The following is a 17,638-nucleotide window of genomic DNA, read 5'->3' as shown; positions in this document are numbered from 1 at the left end:
TATTCCCTAGTAAATCGATAGGGTTAATGTAATACATCAACAAATGATTGCGCAAATGTTATTGAAAAATAAAGAAAAGTCTACGTACAAAGAAGATAGTGCGAGTGAAAAACCACTAAGAAGTGTTGTAAAATCACTTAGTTGGAGAACTATCGGAACTTTAGATACGATTTTAATTTCTTGGTTAGTAACCGGGGAATTAACTTTAGCGTTTTCGATAGGATCTATCGAATTAGTAACAAAAATGGTGTTGTACTTTTTCCATGAAAGAGTTTGGAATTCTATAAAATGGGGAAAATAAATAAAGAATTATGTTTACAGAAGATCAAATAGAGGTATTAAACGAGGCATTTAAAGATGCTACACCAGCTGAAATTATTGCTAAAGCTTACGAGCTTAATAATGAGGCGGTGGTAACAACAAATTTTAGACCATACGAAGCTGCAATTTTACATGTGGTGAGTACGGTAAAAGCTGATGTTCCAGTGATATGGTGTGATACCGGTTATAATACACCTCAAACTTATAAGCACGCAGAGCAAGTTATAAAAGATTTAAGTTTAAATGTGTTTTTATATGTGCCAAAACAAACTTCGGCGCACCGTGATGTGGTTATGGGGATTCCTACCGTTGACCAGCCAGAGCACGCTTTATTTACAGAGCAAGTAAAGCTAGAGCCTTTTGCTAGAGCGATGGCAGAGCATAAGCCTAAAGTTTGGTTTACAAATTTACGTCAGGGTCAAACGGCATTTAGAAATAGTATTGGTATTTTTAGCCTCAGTAAAGATGGCGTTTTAAAAGTGAGTCCGTTTTACTTTTGGTCTGATGAAAAATTAGACGGCTATTTAAAGGAAAATAACTTGCCAAACGAGTTTAAATATTTCGACCCAACAAAAGCATTAGAAAATAGAGAGTGTGGTTTACACGCTTAATAAAATTGATAAAAAGAATACGATGAAAAAAGACACATCAAATATAAACTCGCTAGAAAACGAAGCGATATATATTATGAGAGAAGTAGCAGCACAGTTTGAAAAGCCTGTGTTATTATTTTCAGGAGGAAAAGATTCTATTACATTAGTAAGATTGGCGGTAAAAGCCTTTTATCCTGCAAAAGTGCCATTTCCTTTAATGCATATCGATACAGGGCATAATTTTCCAGAAACTATCGAATTTAGAGATCGTTTGTGTAAAGAGCTAGGTTTAGAATTGATTGTAAGAAACGTTCAAGATTCTATTGATGAAGGCAAAGTAAAAGAAGAGTCTGGTAGATATGCGAGTAGAAACATGCTACAAACTACGACGCTTTTAGATGCTATCGAAGAGTTTAAGTTTGATGCTTGTATTGGTGGTGCACGTCGTGATGAAGAAAAAGCAAGAGCTAAAGAACGTATTTTTTCTGTTCGTGATGATTTCGGACAATGGGATGAAAAGAACCAACGTCCAGAGTTATTCGATATGTTAAATGGTGATATCGAGCATGGTCAAAATGTACGTGTATTCCCAATTTCAAACTGGACAGAATTAGATGTTTGGTCGTATATCGAGAAGGAAAATATTGAAATTCCTTCAATTTATTTCGCACACAAACGTAAAGTATTTTTAAGAGACGGTATGATTTGGTCTGCGGAAGATGAAGTAGTTTACAGAGATGACCATGAAGAAGTGATTGAAGAAATGGTGCGTTTTAGAACCGTAGGTGATATGAGTTGTACAGCAGCCGTTTTATCGGAAGCGTCTACCATTACCAAAGTTGTTGAGGAGATTAGAGATTCTTCAATTTCAGAACGTGGTGCTCGTATTGATGATAAAAGATCGGAAGCCGCCATGGAGAAACGTAAACAACAAGGGTATTTCTAGAGTAAAGCCCCCTAACCCCCGAAGGGGATTAGCAAGTTTGCGGATAAAAAGGACTAAACTAAAAACTTAATATAGATACAATTTTATAGTATTGATACTAAGTAAAAAATATTAACAATATTCTTACTTCGCCCGAGTAAGGATTCCTCCCCTAGGGGAGGTTAGGAGGGGCTTCATTTATGGAAGTATTAAAAATAGCAACAGCAGGAAGTGTAGATGATGGGAAAAGTACGTTAATCGGACGTATTCTTTACGATACAAAATCATTAACTACCGATAAATTAGAGGCTATTGAAAAAACAAGTAAGCAACGTGGATACGACTACTTAGATTTTTCTTTAGCAACCGATGGATTAGTTGCAGAAAGAGAACAAGGTATTACCATTGACGTGGCGCATATCTATTTTTCAACTAAAAAGAAAAGTTACATCATCGCCGATACACCGGGTCACGTAGAATATACACGTAACATGGTAACTGGTGCTTCAACATCGCAAGCGTCTATCATCTTAATCGATGCTAGAAAAGGGGTGATCGAGCAAACAAATCGTCACTTTTTTATCAATAACTTATTACGTATTAAAGACGTAGTAGTAGCGATAAACAAGATGGATTTAGTAGATTATTCTGAAGAAACTTATAATAAAATTAAAGCAGATTTTTCAGAATTAATGAGCAAACGTGATTATCAAGATCAAAAAATTACGTTCATTCCAGTAAGTGCTTTAAAAGGAGATAATGTTGTAAACAAAACCGATAAAATGCCTTGGTATAAAGGTGAAGCTTTATTGGAGCATTTAGAGCAATTGGATAAAAAAGACATCTTTAACGTTGGAACCCCTCGTTTCCCAGTGCAGTATGTAATCCGTCCTAAAACTGAAGAGTTTCACGATTTTAGAGGCTATGCTGGAAAAGTTTACGGTGGAAATTTAAGCGTTGGTGATGATATTGTTGTTTTACCATCACAAACGAAATCGAAGATTAAAGATATTTATTTCTACGACGAAAAGTACGAAACAGCTTCAAGACGTTCTTCGGTAACCATTACTTTAGAGAACGATATTAATGTGAGTCGTGGCGATATGATTGTAAAAGCAGACGATCTTCCAACGATTGAAAAGCAATTTACAGCAAACGTTTGTTGGATGGATGCGACTAACTTAACAGCTGGTGGGAAGTACATTGTACAACACGGTGTTAATAAAGTATTAGCTAAGGTAGATAAGATTAATCATAAAATTCACCCAGATTATTCAGGGATTGAAGAAGGAGCTACCTCTTTAGGCGTAAATGATATTGCTTCGGTAACTTTTAAGTTAAATAAACCAATTTTTTACGACCAATTTAAAAACCACCGTACTAATGGGTCTTTTATTTTAATCGATCCGCAAAGTAACAACACGGTAGCAGCAGGGTTTATTCAGTAGAGAAAAGCACCCTAGCCCCTAAGGGAATTAGCTAGGCGGATAAAACCAAACAGACCAAACAACTTATAAAGTTTAAATATTTTGTAAGTATTGAAAAATAAAACTATTAACAATATTCTTACTCCGCCCGAGTAAGAATTCCTCCTTAAGCCTGCATTGAAGGCAGTCGAAACGGGGAGGTTAGGAGGGGCTATTGTATGCAAACATTTAGATCAGAAATAGAGAACCCAATTGTAGAGAAGGATATCATTGAATTAGCTAGAAAAATCGAGCTTTTCAACAATGGTAAAATTGATGAGGAAAAATTTAGAAGTCTTCGTTTGGCTCGTGGTGTTTACGGTCAGCGTCAAGAAGGCGTACAAATGATTCGTATTAAGATTCCTTACGGAAAACTTAAAAGTAATCAGTTACGCAGAATTTCTGAAGTTTCTGATGAATATTCTCGTGGTCGTTTACACATCACAACCCGTCAAGATATTCAAATTCACTATGTGGATTTAAATAGAACTCCTGAGCTTTGGGCAGAATTAGAAAAAGATGAAGTTACGGTTCGTGAAGCTTGTGGTAACGTGGTAAGAAACGTTACGGCTTCAGAAACAGCTGGAATCGATGTTAACGAACCTTTCGATGTGTCACCGTATGCTGATGCCATTTTTAAATTCTTCTTACGTAACCCAATCTGTCAAGAAATGGGACGTAAATTTAAAGTGTCTTTCTCTTCTACAGATGAAGATACTGGGCTGTCTTACTTACACGATATCGGGTATATCGCTAAAGAAAAAGATGGTGTTCGCGGATTTAAAGTTATGGTTGCTGGTGGACTTGGGTCACAGCCACGTCATGCCGATGTGTTGTATGATTTTGTTGAAACCGATAAAATCATTCCAATCATGGAAGGGATCTTAAGAGTTTTCGATCGTTTTGGTGAGCGTAAAAGTCGTGCTAAAGCCCGTATGAAATTCTTAGTAAAAGATATCGGTTTAGAGGCTTTTAGAGCATTAATTGATGAAGAACAAAATGCTATAGAGTTTAAATCGGTGGCTATTGATGCCGATGCTTATGTACCTTCAAAACCAGTTTCGGTTGAAGCGCCTCAAGTTGATATAAAAGACCAAGCTGCATTCGATTTATGGAAATCTACAAACTTAATTCAGCAAAAGCAGGAAGGATATGTAGCGATTGGTATTAAAGTGTTATTGGGTGATTTCTATACCGATAAAGCACGTTTATTAGCCGATTTAATTGATAAGTACGCTGCTGGTGAAGTTCGTTTAACATTACGTCAAAACATCGTTATTCCATTTGTTAAGGAAGATTTAGTACCGTTTTTCTACACCGAATTAGAAAAATTAGGATTCGTAGAAGCTGGATATAATAAAGCGGTAGATATTACGGCTTGTCCTGGAACAGATACTTGTAATTTAGGTATTGCGAGTAGTACAGGTATTGCCGATGAATTAGAACGCGTTATCAAAGCAGAATACCCACAATATCTTAAAAACGATGATGTTGTTATTAAGATTAGTGGTTGTATGAATGCTTGTGGCCAACACAATATGGCCAATATTGGTTTCCAAGGGATGTCGGTTCGTACGCCAGATAAATTAGTTGCCCCGGCTTTACAAGTGTTACTTGGTGGTGGTAATTTAGGAGATGGTCATGCTACTTTTGCAGATAAAGTGGTGAAAGTACCAAGTAAAAGAGGACCTGAAGCTTTAAGAAGAATCTTAAACGATTTTGAAGCCAATGCTAACGGTAAGAAGTTTGTTGAGTATTATAAAGAAACTGGCGATCGTTATTTCTACGATTTATTAAATGATTTACAAGATGTGTCTAATTTAACTCCAGAAGATTTTATCGATTGGGGAACACAAGAAGAATACGTTAAGGAAATTGGAGTAGGTGAATGTGCTGGTGTTGTTATCGATTTAATTGCCACTTTATTTTTAGAAAGTGAAGAAAAAATTGATAATGCCAAAGAATCATTCGATAACAAAGTGTATTCAGGTGCTATTTATTACGCTTATCAATCGCTAGTTAATTCCGCGAAAGCGTTATTATTGGCCGATAATGCGAAAACAAATACACATGCAGGAATCATTAAAGATTTTGATGAAAAGTTTGTAGCTAGTGGAAAAATTAATTTAGGCGTTACTTTCGCTGATTTAATATATCAAATAAATAAATTTGCACCAACCCAAGAGTTTGCGGCAAAGTATATTGATAATGCGAATGACTTTTTAGGAAAAGTAAAAGCGTTTAGAGAAAAAGATACTGCTGCTATATAATATAACCAGCATTGTAAAAGAAAAAGATGAGTAAAAAAACACCCATATTAACTGTTGTAGGCGCCGGCCCAGGTGACGAAGATTTAATTACATTAAAAGCCATAAAAGCTATTGAGGCTGCAGATGTGATTTTATACGATGCGCTTATAAACGAAGCCTTATTAAAATATGCTGCCAAAGATGCAGAACTTATTTTTGTAGGGAAACGTAAAGGGTGTTATGCGTTTCAGCAAGAACAAATTAACGATTTAATTGTTGCTAAAGCCAAAGAAAAAGGACATGTAGTACGCTTAAAAGGTGGTGATCCATTCATTTTTGGTCGCGGGGCCGAGGAGATTGATTATGTGAGACAATTCGGGTTAGAAACCTTTGTGGTTCCTGGTATATCATCGTCTATCGCAGCACCAGCATACCAAGGAATTCCGCTTACAAAACGCGGGGCATCAGAGAGTTTTTGGGTGATTACTGGAACCACGAAAAAACATCAAATTTCTGGCGATGTGGCCTTAGCGGCTAAATCGACAGCAACGGTTGTGATTTTGATGGGGATGAGTAAACTGGATGAAATTGTAAGTATTTTTTCAGCTGAAAACAAACAAAATACGGCCATTGCGATCATTCAAAATGGTACACGAGAAGATGAAAAGGTAGGTATTGGTACTATAGAAACCATTCAAGACATTGTTGCTAAAAAGGAGCTTTCTTCTCCAGCCATTATCGTAATTGGTGATGTGGTAAAGGAACGCGCCGTTTTAAGTCGTATTTATTCTGAAGTAAAAGAAGCCTAGGTGATGGAAGAAAGAAACAACCTGTATCCGATATTCTTAAAAGCTAAAAGTTTAAATATTCTTATTGTGGGTGGTGGTTATGTGGCCGAAGAGAAATTAACTTTTCTTTTAAAATCTAGCCCCGATGCTCATGTGACGATGGTGTCTAAAATGTTTCGCGAAGAAACCATAGCCCTAGCGAAAAATGGTGATGTCACCTTAATTAAAGATAAGTACAAGAAAAAATATTTAAAAGGCCAACATATTGTAGTCGCAACGACCAATAAGCCTAAAGTAAATATTAAAGTTCATAAACACTGTAGAGCAAAAAGCTTGTTAGTAAACGTAGCCGATAATCCGCCATATTGCGATTTTTATATGGGTGGAATTGTTACTAAAGGAAACGTGAAAGTTGCGATTTCAACCAATGGAAAATCGCCAACAACAGCAAAACGTTTACGTCAGTTTTTTGAAGATGTCATCCCCGAAAATGTAGATGATTTAGTGAAGAACTTAAATGAATATAGAAAAACTATAAAAGGTGATTTCGAACAAAAAGTTGAAAAACTTAACGAGTTCACTAAAGGATTAATTGAAAAATAAGTAAAAGTAACCATACGATGATTAAAACAGATATACTAATAATTGGCGCGGGGCCAACAGGATTATTTACAGTATTCGAAGCTGGATTATTAAAATTGAAATGTCATTTAATTGACGCTTTACCACAACCTGGTGGACAGTGTTCAGAAATTTATCCTAAAAAACCGATTTATGATATTCCTGGATTTCCAGAAGTATTAGCAGGTGATTTAACAAACAATTTGTTAGAGCAAGGAAAACAATTCGAACCTGGATTTACTTTAGGTGAGCGTGCAGAAACAATCGAAAAACAAGAAGATGGTTCTTTTATTGTTACGACTAATAAAGGTACAAAACACCAAGCACCAGTAGTGGCTATTGCTGGTGGTTTAGGGTCTTTCGAACCTAGAAAACCTGCCATCGAAGGAATCGCCGATTATGAAGATAAAGGTGTGGAGTACATCATTAAGGACCCAGAATTTTACAGAGATAAAAGAGTAGTGATTTCTGGTGGTGGAGATTCAGCCTTAGATTGGAGTATTTTCTTAGCGGATGTCGCTTCAGAAGTAACTTTAATTCACAGAAGAAATGAATTTAGAGGTGCTTTAGATTCTGTTGAAAAAGTTGGTGAATTAACCAAACTTGGAAAAATCAATTTAATCACACCTGCTGAAGTAAAAGAATTACATGGTAACGGAAAAATTGAAGCGGTAACTGTTGTAAAAGATGGTGAAGCAAGTCAGATTGCAACCGATCACTTTATTCCTTTATTCGGATTGTCTCCAAAATTAGGGCCTATTGCAAATTGGGGCTTAGAAATAGAGAAAAATGCTATTAAAGTTGACAATTCCTTAAACTACCAAACTAATATTCCAGGTATATTTGCCATTGGAGATGTGAATACATATCCAGAAAAATTAAAACTGATTCTTTGTGGTTTCCACGAGGCAACATTAATGTGTCAAGCAGCCTATAGAATTATCAATCCAGGGAAAAAGTATGTGTTAAAATACACTACAGTAAGTGGTATTGATGGTTTCGATGGTTCTCGTAAAGAAGCTCCAAAAGCAGTTGTTCAAGCTATTAATTAGATAAAAACAAGCTAACCTGTGAATAAAAGTTATAATGTTTGCTTAAAAGACACCGTAAAAACGTTTACTAAACGTTTGTTTTATGCTCTGTTCGATGAAGAACAAGCTAAAGACCGAAAGCCTTATTTAAAAAAAACATTTTTAAAAATCCTTAAAAAACTGTCTATCGAAGACGGCGAAAACCTTTGGGAGCAGTTTGAAACACAACTTCCTGAAGTAAGACGTAAGTTAGATTTAGATGCCATCGCATTTGAGTGTAACGATCCGGCTTCACACAGTTTAGAGGAAATTTACTTGGCATATCCAGGATTTCATGCCATTTCTGTTTACAGGTTAAGCCATGCGCTTTATAAATTAGATATTCATATTTTACCTCGAATGATGAGTGAATACATTCATGGTATTACAGGTATCGATATTCATCCAGGAGCAACCATTGGCGAATCGTTTTATATCGATCACGGAACAGGGATTGTAATAGGAGAGAGCTCCATTATAGAAAAAAACGTGAAAATTTATCAAGGGGTAACACTTGGAGGACTTCAAGTTTCTAAAGACTTGGCGTCAACCAAAAGACACCCAACCATAGAGGAGAATGTGACCATTTATGCGAATGCAACCATTTTAGGCGGTGATATCGTTATTGGTAAAAATTCCATCATTGGTGCCAACGTTTGGATTACCCAATCTGTGCCAGAAGACTCTTTGGTTACTTATCAAACCGAAATAAAAATCAGACCACGAAAAAATGGCATACGAGCATAGTATCATTGGCCAAATAGGAAATACACCATTAGTAGAAGCAACGCACCTAATTTCTAAAAAAGGGGTGCGTTTGTTTTTAAAATTAGAAGGCAATAATCCTGGCGGAAGTGTAAAAGACCGTGCCGCTTTTAACATGATTAATGAAGCCTTAAAACGTGGCGACATTAAAAAAGGGGGCACTCTGGTTGAAGCTACTAGCGGAAACACCGGTATTGCTTTAGCGTTTATTGCTAGGTTGTTAGGCTTAAATATGGTGCTAATCATGCCTGAAAATTCTACGGAAGAGCGTGTTAAAACCATGCGTGCCTATGGTGCTGAGGTTATTTTAACTCCTGCCGATATTGGTATTGAAGGTTCTCGTGATTTGGCTTTTAAACTTCGTGATGAAAAAGGTTATGTGCTTTTAAATCAGTTTGAAAATCCAGACAATTGGAAAGCGCATTATAAAACGACTGGTCCTGAAATTTGGGAGGCTACCAATCATAACATCACACATTTTGTTTCTGCTATGGGAACAACCGGAACGATAACGGGTGTGTCTACATTCTTAAAAGAGCAAAATAAAAATATTACCATTGTTGGCGCTCAGCCTGCCGATGGTGCAAAAATTCCAGGGATTAGAAAATGGTCACCAGAATACGTGCCTAAATTTTTTGAACCTAAAAAGGTAGATATTGTTGTCGATGTCTCGGAAGAAGATGCCAAACAAACAACCATTAATTTAGCAAAAGAAGAAGGGATATTCGCTGGGATGAGTAGCGGAGGTGCTGTTTTTTGTGCCTTAAAAATTGCTGAAACTATCGAAGAAGGCATTATTGTGGCCATTATCTGCGATAGGGGTGATCGCTATTTATCGTCTACTTTATTTGAATAGCACTTAAAGATTTTTAGCTTTTTTACCCATACCGGTCTGAGCTGGAAATTAAGTAGGAAAACAAAAATATAGTTAGTACTTTTGTGCGCTAGTTCATTAACGTATTAATGTTATCAAGAAAGGTAGAGGGATTAGACCCAGAGAAACCTTGGCAACCCTTTATCTTGTAAAGAAGGTGCTACGTTCTACTGCTTGTGCTGAGTTTATTTCAGGAATCAATCAGACAGATAACGAATAGTATTTATTTACTTTTCTTGATGATATTATAGACTTTAAATAATATCAAACAAATGTCAGACATAAAACAGGCTTTAAAAGAGCGCATTTTGGTTTTAGATGGTGCTATGGGTACCATGTTACAAGCCTATAAATTCACCGAAGAAGATTTTCGTGGTGAGCGTTTTAAAGATTACCCAACGCCTTTGCAGGGTAATAACGATTTGCTTTCTATCACGCAGCCTGAAGCCATAAAAACCATTCACGCCAAATATTTTGAAGCTGGTGCCGATATAGTTGAAACCAATACCTTTTCGGGAACCACGATTGCTATGGCTGATTATCAAATGGAGGATTTGGTTTACGAACTCAACTACGAGTCGGCTAAAATAGCCAAGGAAGTTGCCGATAAATTCACCGCTAAAGAACCACACAAACCACGTTTTGTAGCAGGTTCAATCGGACCAACAAACCGTACAGCAAGTATGTCGCCAGATGTTAACGATCCTGGTTATAGAGCGGTTACTTTTGATGAATTACGCATCGCGTACAAGCAACAAGTGGAAGCTTTAATGGATGGTGGTGCAGACTTACTTTTAGTGGAAACCGTTTTTGATACTTTAAATGCGAAAGCAGCCTTATTTGCTATTGAAGAAGTAAAGGACGAACGCAATATTGATATTCCAATTATGTTAAGTGGTACGATTACCGATGCTTCAGGAAGAACGCTTTCGGGGCAAACGGCCGAAGCTTTTTTAATTTCAGTATCGCACATTCCGTTACTGTCTATCGGATTTAATTGTGCTTTGGGAGCTAATTTATTACAACCGCATTTGGAAGCGATTGCGAATAAAACCGATTTTGCTATTTCAGCACACCCTAACGCAGGTTTACCAAATGCTTTTGGGGAATACGATGAAACACCAGAGGAAATGGGTGAGCAAATTGAAGAATACCTAAAGAAAAATTTAATAAATATTATTGGTGGCTGTTGCGGAACATCGCCAGAACATATTAGCGTTATTGCAAAATTAGCCGCTAAATATAAGCCACGCCGTCATGCTGAACTTGTTTCAGCATCTCACTAAAAGAGCAGCAAAATGATATTAGAAGTAGCCATATTAAACATAAAAGTAGGACTTTCAACTGAGTTTGAAATCAGTTTCAAAAAAGCAGAAAAAATCATTTCATCAATGAAAGGCTATGTCTCACACCAATTAAAAAAATGTGTAGAGCAAGACGATAAATATATTTTATTAGTAAACTGGGAAACAATCGAAGATCATGAAATCGGATTTAGACAATCTGAGGAATATCTACAATGGAAAGCATTATTACACCATTTTTACGAACCGTTTCCAACAGTAGAACATTATAAGTTGGTTGAAGAATTGTAGTTACTGGTTATTAGTTACTAGTTAATGGTTGTTTGAGAAGAAAAAAATGAAATCATATATAGAACTTGATGTTTGGATAGAAGCTAGAAAACTTGCTAATGTAATTTATGCTATAACTAATGACTTTCCAAAAGAAGAACTATATGGAATTACAAACCAAATTAGAAGATGTTCAGTTTCCATTCCTTCTAACATAGCTGAAGGTTGCGGGAGGCAAACACCAAAAGATATTATTCGTTTTTTATATATTTCAAGAGGTTCTTTATATGAATTAGAAACTCAATTGTATATTTCAAGCGATTTGAATTTTATTTCGGAAGAAAAATTAAATAATGTATTATCACAAATAGAAACTTGTAAAAAGTTGCTAAACGGATTTATCAACTATTACAAGAAATTATAAGTATGAGTGAGCCTAATAACCAAAAACGAGTAACTATTAACCAAAGTAAATACATGAAATTGTCCGGTTTAGAACCTTTAGTTCTGAACGAAAACAGCAATTTTATAAATGTAGGAGAACGTACTAACGTAGCGGGGTCTCGTAAATTTCTTCGTTTAATTAAAGAAGAAAAGTACGATGAAGCTTTGGATATTGCACGTCATCAAGTTGATGGTGGTGCGCAAATTATTGATATTAATTTCGACGACGGATTAATTGACGGTAAGGAAGCCATGATTCGTTTCTTGAATTTAATTGCTGCTGAGCCTGATATTTGTCGTGTGCCTATCATGATTGATAGTTCGAAATGGGAAATTATCGAAGCTGGTCTTCAAGTGGTGCAAGGAAAATGTGTGGTTAACTCCATTTCATTAAAAGAAGGAAAAGAAAAATTCGTTCAAGAAGCCAAATTAATAAAACGTTATGGTGCCGCTGTAATTGTTATGGCTTTTGATGAGGTTGGTCAAGCCGATAATTACGAGCGTCGTATTGAAATTTCAAAACGTTCGTATGATATTTTAGTTAATGAGGTAGGTTTCCCATCTGAAGATATTATTTTCGATTTAAACATATTTCCTGTAGCAACAGGAATGGAAGAACACCGCAGAAACGCTATCGATTTTATTGAAGCCACACGTTGGGTTCGTGAGAACTTACCAAATGTAAGTGTGAGTGGTGGGGTGAGTAACGTATCGTTTTCGTTTAGAGGAAATGATGGTGTTCGTGAGGCGATGCACTCGGTGTTTTTATACTACGCTATTCAGGCTGGTATGAATATGGGGATTGTGAATCCAGCACTTTTAGAGGTTTATGATGATATTCCTAAGGATTTATTAGAGCATGTTGAAGATGTGATTTTAGACCGTCGCGATGATGCTACCGAGCGTTTATTGGACTTTGCTGAAACCGTAAAAGGATCAAAAACAGAAAAAGGAGTCGATTTAACTTGGCGTGAAAACCCATTACAAGATAGAATCACTCATGCTTTAGTTAAAGGTATTGATGCTTTTATTATTGAAGATATCGAGCAAGCCAGACAAGAAGCCGAAAAACCCATTGATGTTATTGAAGGTCATTTAATGATCGGGATGAACGTTGTTGGTGATTTATTTGGAGCAGGAAAAATGTTCTTGCCTCAGGTGGTAAAATCGGCACGTGTGATGAAAAAAGCCGTGGCTTATTTAAATCCGTTTATTGAAGCTGAAAAAACAGACAAACAAGAACCTGTTGGTAAAATATTAATGGCCACAGTAAAAGGTGATGTACACGATATTGGTAAAAATATTGTAAGTGTTGTTTTGGCTTGTAATAACTACGAGATTGTAGATATGGGGGTTATGGTGCCACCAGAAAAAATTATAGAAACAGCCATTAAAGAACGTGTAGATGCTATCGGGCTATCAGGTTTGATTACGCCATCGCTTGATGAAATGGTGTACTTAGCTAAGGAAATGCAGCGTCAAAATTTCAAATTGCCTTTACTTATTGGTGGGGCAACGACATCAAAAGCACATACGGCTGTTAAAATTGATACGCAGTATAACAATGCTGTAGTGCATGTAAACGATGCGTCGAGGGCAGTAACTGTTGTTGGTGATTTACTGAACAAGAAAACATCGCACGAATACGTGGCGAAAATGAAGGCCGATTATGATGATTTTAGAACCAAGTTTTTAAAACGTGGTAAAGAAAAATCATATATCTCTATAGAAGAAGCCCGCAAAAGAAAATATAAAATTGATTGGGAAACCTCTGAAATTGTAAAACCTAACGAATTAGGAGTTCAGATGTTGAAACAAATTAGTTTGAAGGACTTAGAGCCTTTTATAGATTGGAGTCCGTTTTTTAGAAGCTGGGATTTACACGGAAAATATCCTGATATCTTGACTGACGAGGTGGTTGGCGAGCAAGCGACTATCATGTACAACGAGGCTCAGGAAATGATTAAAGAAATCATAGCCAAACAATCTTTAAAAGCAAAAGCTGTTTTTGGTTTGTTTGAAGCGAATTCGATAAATGATGACGATATTTCTATTCAGAAAAAAGGTGAGGAAATCGCTGTTTTTAGAACTTTGCGTCAGCAATTAAAGAAACGTGAAGGGATTCCTAATCATGCTTTAGCCGATTTTATAGCGCCTAAAGAATCTGGAAAAACCGATTATATGGGCGCTTTTTGTGTGGGTATTTTTGGAGCACAAGAGTTGGCGGATAGTTATAGAGCAAAAGATGACGATTATAACGGTATTATGGCACAAGCTATTGCCGATCGTTTTGCGGAAGCTTTCGCGGAATATTTACACAAACAAATAAGAACGAAACATTGGGGCTATGCCGCTAATGAAGATTTAAGTAACGACGATTTAATTAAAGAAAGTTACAAAGGTATTCGTCCGGCGCCAGGTTACCCAGCATGTCCTGATCATTTAGAGAAGGAAACCATTTGGGAATTGTTAGATGTTGAAAAAATAATAGGTGTGACCCTTACCGAAAGTTTAGCCATGTGGCCAGCAGCAGCTGTTTCGGGTTACTATTTTGGAAATCCAGAAGCTAAATATTTTGGTTTAGGTAAAATTACCGACGACCAGGTAACCGATTATTGCGAACGTAAAGGGATTACTAAGGAGAAAGCTAGAAAGTGGTTACACGCTAATATTGCCGATCAATAAAAAAAGGCCCCACCTAGCCTCCTCGAAGGGGAGGAGCTGCGTGCGGATAGGTTCTGTAAAAAGCTGAAAGGTCTTTAATACGTGCAGCTTGCGTTAGGGATTGCAGTGGAAAGCCCACAGCGAGGTACGAGCGAGGACTTGTAACGTAAAGCCCGACCCTTGTGGTAACGCCCATGAAAAGATATTTAGAAGTCTCTTTTTGGAAAAGAAAAGGCATTTAACTTAACAATTTGTTTTAATTAAACTAACGAATCAGAATAAATGAAATAAGAATATTGCAGTAAAAATATAGACATGAAAAAACTTAGAACAGAGATTGTTTTCTTTATTCAACTTTTGATGCTTACACTTACTGCTTTAACAATTGCTTATTTCACATAATATATTGTAATTCAGTAAAATGAAAGTAACAGATCACATTAAAAAAGCAAACGGTAAAACATTATTTTCTTTTGAAGTTATTCCGCCTCAAAAAGGAAAAAACATTCAAGATTTATACAATAATATCGATCCGTTAATGGAGTTTAATCCGCCATTTATAGACGTCACGACTTCTAGAGAAGAATATGTGTATGTCGATAGAGGTAATGGTTTATTGGACAAGCGCATTACGCGTATGCGTCCGGGAACCGTCGGTATTTGTGCGTCTATCATGCATAAATATAAGGTGGATGCTATTCCGCACTTGCTTTGTGGTGGGTTTACTAAAGAAGAAACCGAATATGTGTTGGTTGATTGCCATTATTTAGGCATTGATAATGTGGTGGCTTTACGTGGTGATGCTAGAAAGGATGAATCGTATTTCGTACCAACTGAAGGCGGAAATGCCTATGCTAGCGAATTGGTTCAGCAAATTTCAAATTTAAATAAAGGGCAGTATCTACATGACGATATTCAGGTAGAACACAATTATGATTTTTGTGTGGGTGTAGCAGGTTATCCTGAAAAACACATGGAATCTCCGTCGCTTAATACCGATTTAAAACGCTTAAAAGCTAAGGTAGATGCCGGAGCAGATTATGTGGTGACCCAAATGTTTTTTGATAATAAAAAGTACTTTGAGTTTGTAGATAAAGCGCGTGAAATTGGTATTACGGTGCCTATTATTCCGGGAATTAAACCTATAGCTGTAAAACGCCATTTACAAATTTTACCTCAGGTTTTTAAAATTGACTTACCAGAAGAATTAATTGAGGCTGTTGAAGGCTGTAAAGACAACAAGGCTGTACGTGAAGTAGGGATTGAATTCGCTATTCAGCAGTCTAAAGAATTAAGAGATGCTGGTGTGCCGTTTTTACATTATTATTCGATGGGTAAGAGCGACAACATACAGTCTATAGCGTCGGCTTTATTTTAAATTCATTTACATTTGTCGTTTTAGAGGTCTGTAAATGAAGTTTCTTTATGTTTGTTTGTGTTGCTTAATTTTTTCTGTTGGATTTTCACAAGAAAAAAAACATACGTCTACGATCGATTTAAATTATTTCTACGGAAATATTGCTGAACATAATCCGGATATAGCTCATTTAATTACTGGGCATCCTGAAGGCTATATGTTAAGTTGGAATCGAAAAACTTTCGGTTTTGAAGACTGGGAACAGCGTTATAATTATCCAGATTTTGGGGTAACTTATGCGTATCAAAACATGAAAAATGAGTATCTGGGGAGTTTAGCAGCCTTATATGCACATTATAATCTATATTTCTTAAAGCGTCATCTCATGTTCCGTGTCGGGCAAGGGGTGGCTTATACCGAAAATCCATACGATAAAGTCGAAAACTATAGAAATGTGGCTTTTGGCTCAAAATTGTTAAGCAGTACTTTTGTGATGCTTAATTATAGAAAGGAACGCCTTTTTAATCGTTTTGGGGTTCAAGCTGGTTTGACCTTAATTCACTATTCTAACGGTAGTGTGAAATCGCCAAATACCAGTACCAATTCTATATTATTCAATGTAGGTCTTACCTATAATATTGACGAGGAACCTTTGCCATACCAACATACTTTGGCTGAAAATGATAGGAAGTTTACCGAGCCGTTCCGCTATAACATTACCTTTAGTAGCGGGGTTTCTGAAAATGATGTGGTGGGCAGTGGACAATTTCCGTTTTATAACCTCTCCTTTGCTGTAGATAAACGCATCACTAGAAAAAGTGCTTTTCAATTAGGAACCGAAGTATTTATAACCAAAGCTTTAAAAGAGTTAATTGAATATTACAGCGTGGCTTTTCCTGAAGTTGATGTTTCGGGTGACGAAGATTATAAGCGCGTTGGTATATTTGTCGGTCATGAATTATTTGTAAATAAGATGTCGGTTATTGGGCAACTAGGGTATTATGCTTATTATCCATACGATTTTGAAGGTCGTGTTTACTTGAGGTTAGGTATTAAGCAATATTTTGGAAACAAATTTTTCGGAAAAGTAAGTATTAAATCACATGGCGCTAAAGCGGAAGCTGTTGAATTTGGACTGGGAGTAAGATTATGAAAAAACTGTTCTATATAATTAGCTTTATTTTGATTTTCGCTTGTGATAGCGAATCGGCAAATGACTGTTTTCAAACAGCAGGAACGGTAATTCAAGAAGAGGTATCTGTAGATCCTTTTGAAACCATATTGGTAAACAAAGATATTGAACTGATCATCAAAGAAGGTTCGCCTCAAAAGGTCCTTATTGAAACCGGAAAAAATTTAATGCCCGATGTGAGTGCTATTGTTGAAAATGGTCAATTAACCCTTACCGATGCCAATAGCTGTAATCTTATTCGAGATTATCATACCACAATTGTTTATGTCACGGCTCCTAATATTACAGAAATTAGAAGTTCTACCCAGCGAGGTATTCAATCTGATGGGGTTTTAACTTACCCAGAACTCACTCTTTTATCTGAAAATTATGGTGCTCCAGGCACCTATACCAATGGTGAGTTTTATTTGGAAGTTGATAACAGGAGTTTAAAATTTGTGTTTAACAATCTTTCAAATGCATATGTGAAGGGAAAAACAGAAAGTCTGAGTGTGTCGTTTTATTCGGGAACTTCTCGTTTTGAAGGTCGGGAATTGGTAGCGCAAAAAGTATGGGCCTATAATCGAAGTTCTAATGACATCATAGTAAACCCGTACCTAGAACTTAAAGGAAAGATCGTGGGTACGGGTGATATAATTTCTATTAATAAACCTCCTGTTGTTGATGTTGAAGAAGATTATAAAGGCCGATTAATTTTTGAGTAGGTTATCGTGAGGATAGACCTTAAATTTAGAC

General features: G+C 36.4%; 17 protein-coding genes and 1 riboswitch. All 17 genes read left to right on the top strand.

Going from position 1 to position 17,638, the window contains the following annotated elements; translation table 11 throughout:
- The first annotated feature begins 43 nt into the window (after window positions 1–43).
- The 17 genes from JJL45_RS00165 to JJL45_RS00085 all read left to right on the top strand — a co-directional run bounded on the left by JJL45_RS00165 (window position 44) and on the right by JJL45_RS00085 (window position 17,607).
- Entirely contained in the window at window positions 44–301 is a 258-nt protein-coding gene (locus tag JJL45_RS00165; protein ID WP_067144748.1) for a DUF2061 domain-containing protein, read from the top strand.
- A 10-nt stretch (window positions 302–311) separates the two neighbouring features.
- A complete protein-coding gene (locus JJL45_RS00160) occupies window positions 312–932 on the top strand; it encodes a phosphoadenosine phosphosulfate reductase family protein (protein ID WP_068601591.1) in 621 nt (206 codons plus the stop codon).
- Window positions 933–936: 4 nt separating this feature from the next.
- Entirely contained in the window at window positions 937–1,860 is a 924-nt protein-coding gene (gene cysD / locus JJL45_RS00155; protein ID WP_262509410.1) for a sulfate adenylyltransferase subunit CysD, read from the top strand.
- A 179-nt stretch (window positions 1,861–2,039) separates the two neighbouring features.
- Entirely contained in the window at window positions 2,040–3,287 is a 1,248-nt protein-coding gene (locus tag JJL45_RS00150) for a sulfate adenylyltransferase subunit 1 (RefSeq protein WP_068601594.1), read from the top strand.
- 197 nt (window positions 3,288–3,484) lie between these two features.
- Window positions 3,485–5,575 carry a HEPN domain-containing protein gene (locus tag JJL45_RS00145; RefSeq protein ID WP_068601596.1) on the top strand — a complete coding sequence of 697 codons (2,091 nt, stop codon included), beginning with the start codon at window positions 3,485–3,487 and terminating at the stop codon, window positions 5,573–5,575.
- 26 nt (window positions 5,576–5,601) lie between these two features.
- Window positions 5,602–6,363, top strand: a complete 762-nt coding sequence (cobA, locus tag JJL45_RS00140) for a uroporphyrinogen-III C-methyltransferase (RefSeq protein ID WP_067144739.1) — start codon at window positions 5,602–5,604, stop codon at window positions 6,361–6,363.
- Between the two features lie 3 nt (window positions 6,364–6,366).
- Window positions 6,367–6,945: a bifunctional precorrin-2 dehydrogenase/sirohydrochlorin ferrochelatase gene (locus JJL45_RS00135; RefSeq protein WP_068601598.1), complete on the top strand. Its 579-nt coding sequence runs from the start codon at window positions 6,367–6,369 to the stop codon at window positions 6,943–6,945.
- A gap of 17 nt (window positions 6,946–6,962) precedes the next feature.
- The gene (locus JJL45_RS00130; RefSeq protein WP_068601600.1) at window positions 6,963–8,015 is read left to right on the top strand and encodes an NAD(P)/FAD-dependent oxidoreductase; all 1,053 of its coding nucleotides are present in this window, start codon (window positions 6,963–6,965) and stop codon (window positions 8,013–8,015) included.
- Between the two features lie 18 nt (window positions 8,016–8,033).
- On the top strand, window positions 8,034–8,780 hold the full coding sequence (gene epsC, locus JJL45_RS00125) for a serine O-acetyltransferase EpsC (protein ID WP_068601602.1): 747 nt from the start codon (window positions 8,034–8,036) through the stop codon (window positions 8,778–8,780).
- Window positions 8,764–9,654, top strand: a complete 891-nt coding sequence (gene cysM / locus JJL45_RS00120; protein ID WP_068601604.1) for a cysteine synthase CysM — start codon at window positions 8,764–8,766, stop codon at window positions 9,652–9,654. The genes epsC and cysM overlap by 17 nt, the downstream gene beginning before the upstream one ends.
- A 107-nt stretch (window positions 9,655–9,761) precedes the next feature.
- Window positions 9,762–9,888: riboswitch (SAM riboswitch) on the top strand.
- 56 nt (window positions 9,889–9,944) lie between these two features.
- Window positions 9,945–10,958: a homocysteine S-methyltransferase family protein gene (locus JJL45_RS00115; RefSeq protein WP_068601606.1), complete on the top strand. Its 1,014-nt coding sequence runs from the start codon at window positions 9,945–9,947 to the stop codon at window positions 10,956–10,958.
- Window positions 10,959–10,970: 12 nt separating this feature from the next.
- Window positions 10,971–11,267, top strand: a complete 297-nt coding sequence (locus JJL45_RS00110; protein WP_068601608.1) for an antibiotic biosynthesis monooxygenase family protein — start codon at window positions 10,971–10,973, stop codon at window positions 11,265–11,267.
- 46 nt (window positions 11,268–11,313) lie between these two features.
- Window positions 11,314–11,670: a four helix bundle protein gene (locus JJL45_RS00105; RefSeq protein WP_068601610.1), complete on the top strand. Its 357-nt coding sequence runs from the start codon at window positions 11,314–11,316 to the stop codon at window positions 11,668–11,670.
- A gap of 2 nt (window positions 11,671–11,672) precedes the next feature.
- A complete protein-coding gene (metH, locus tag JJL45_RS00100; RefSeq protein WP_068601612.1) occupies window positions 11,673–14,375 on the top strand; it encodes a methionine synthase in 2,703 nt (900 codons plus the stop codon).
- A 400-nt stretch (window positions 14,376–14,775) separates the two neighbouring features.
- Entirely contained in the window at window positions 14,776–15,732 is a 957-nt protein-coding gene (gene metF / locus JJL45_RS00095; RefSeq protein ID WP_067144725.1) for a methylenetetrahydrofolate reductase [NAD(P)H], read from the top strand.
- A gap of 34 nt (window positions 15,733–15,766) precedes the next feature.
- Window positions 15,767–16,864: an acyloxyacyl hydrolase gene (locus tag JJL45_RS00090; protein WP_068601614.1), complete on the top strand. Its 1,098-nt coding sequence runs from the start codon at window positions 15,767–15,769 to the stop codon at window positions 16,862–16,864.
- Window positions 16,861–17,607, top strand: coding sequence for a head GIN domain-containing protein (locus tag JJL45_RS00085; protein WP_068601616.1), 747 nt, complete (start codon window positions 16,861–16,863; stop codon window positions 17,605–17,607). Before JJL45_RS00090 ends, JJL45_RS00085 begins: the two co-directional genes overlap by 4 nt.
- Window positions 17,608–17,638: the final 31 nt, after the last annotated feature.

The sequence above is a fragment of the Tamlana sp. s12 genome (assembly GCF_016767215.1).
Taxonomy (GTDB): Bacteria; Bacteroidota; Bacteroidia; order Flavobacteriales; family Flavobacteriaceae; genus Pseudotamlana; species Pseudotamlana agarivorans.
The sequence above is the reverse complement of the archived record's forward strand: the minus strand, read 5'-3'. Positions and strand labels throughout refer to the sequence as shown.

What these genes read in the sequence shown, in the direction of transcription:
- metF (WP_067144725.1), top strand. Translation starts at nt 14,776, where the DNA reads ATGAAAGTAACAGATCACATTAAAAAAGCAAACGGTAAAACATTATTT.
- JJL45_RS00160 (WP_068601591.1), top strand. Translation starts at nt 312, where the DNA reads ATGTTTACAGAAGATCAAATAGAGGTATTAAACGAGGCATTTAAAGAT.
- JJL45_RS00085 (WP_068601616.1), top strand. Translation starts at nt 16,861, where the DNA reads ATGAAAAAACTGTTCTATATAATTAGCTTTATTTTGATTTTCGCTTGT.
- cysM (WP_068601604.1), top strand. Translation starts at nt 8,764, where the DNA reads ATGGCATACGAGCATAGTATCATTGGCCAAATAGGAAATACACCATTA.
- JJL45_RS00150 (WP_068601594.1), top strand. Translation starts at nt 2,040, where the DNA reads ATGGAAGTATTAAAAATAGCAACAGCAGGAAGTGTAGATGATGGGAAA.
- JJL45_RS00135 (WP_068601598.1), top strand. Translation starts at nt 6,367, where the DNA reads ATGGAAGAAAGAAACAACCTGTATCCGATATTCTTAAAAGCTAAAAGT.
- cobA (WP_067144739.1), top strand. Translation starts at nt 5,602, where the DNA reads ATGAGTAAAAAAACACCCATATTAACTGTTGTAGGCGCCGGCCCAGGT.
- JJL45_RS00145 (WP_068601596.1), top strand. Translation starts at nt 3,485, where the DNA reads ATGCAAACATTTAGATCAGAAATAGAGAACCCAATTGTAGAGAAGGAT.
- JJL45_RS00115 (WP_068601606.1), top strand. Translation starts at nt 9,945, where the DNA reads ATGTCAGACATAAAACAGGCTTTAAAAGAGCGCATTTTGGTTTTAGAT.
- JJL45_RS00090 (WP_068601614.1), top strand. Translation starts at nt 15,767, where the DNA reads ATGAAGTTTCTTTATGTTTGTTTGTGTTGCTTAATTTTTTCTGTTGGA.
- JJL45_RS00165 (WP_067144748.1), top strand. Translation starts at nt 44, where the DNA reads ATGATTGCGCAAATGTTATTGAAAAATAAAGAAAAGTCTACGTACAAA.
- JJL45_RS00105 (WP_068601610.1), top strand. Translation starts at nt 11,314, where the DNA reads ATGAAATCATATATAGAACTTGATGTTTGGATAGAAGCTAGAAAACTT.
- JJL45_RS00110 (WP_068601608.1), top strand. Translation starts at nt 10,971, where the DNA reads ATGATATTAGAAGTAGCCATATTAAACATAAAAGTAGGACTTTCAACT.
- JJL45_RS00130 (WP_068601600.1), top strand. Translation starts at nt 6,963, where the DNA reads ATGATTAAAACAGATATACTAATAATTGGCGCGGGGCCAACAGGATTA.
- metH (WP_068601612.1), top strand. Translation starts at nt 11,673, where the DNA reads ATGAGTGAGCCTAATAACCAAAAACGAGTAACTATTAACCAAAGTAAA.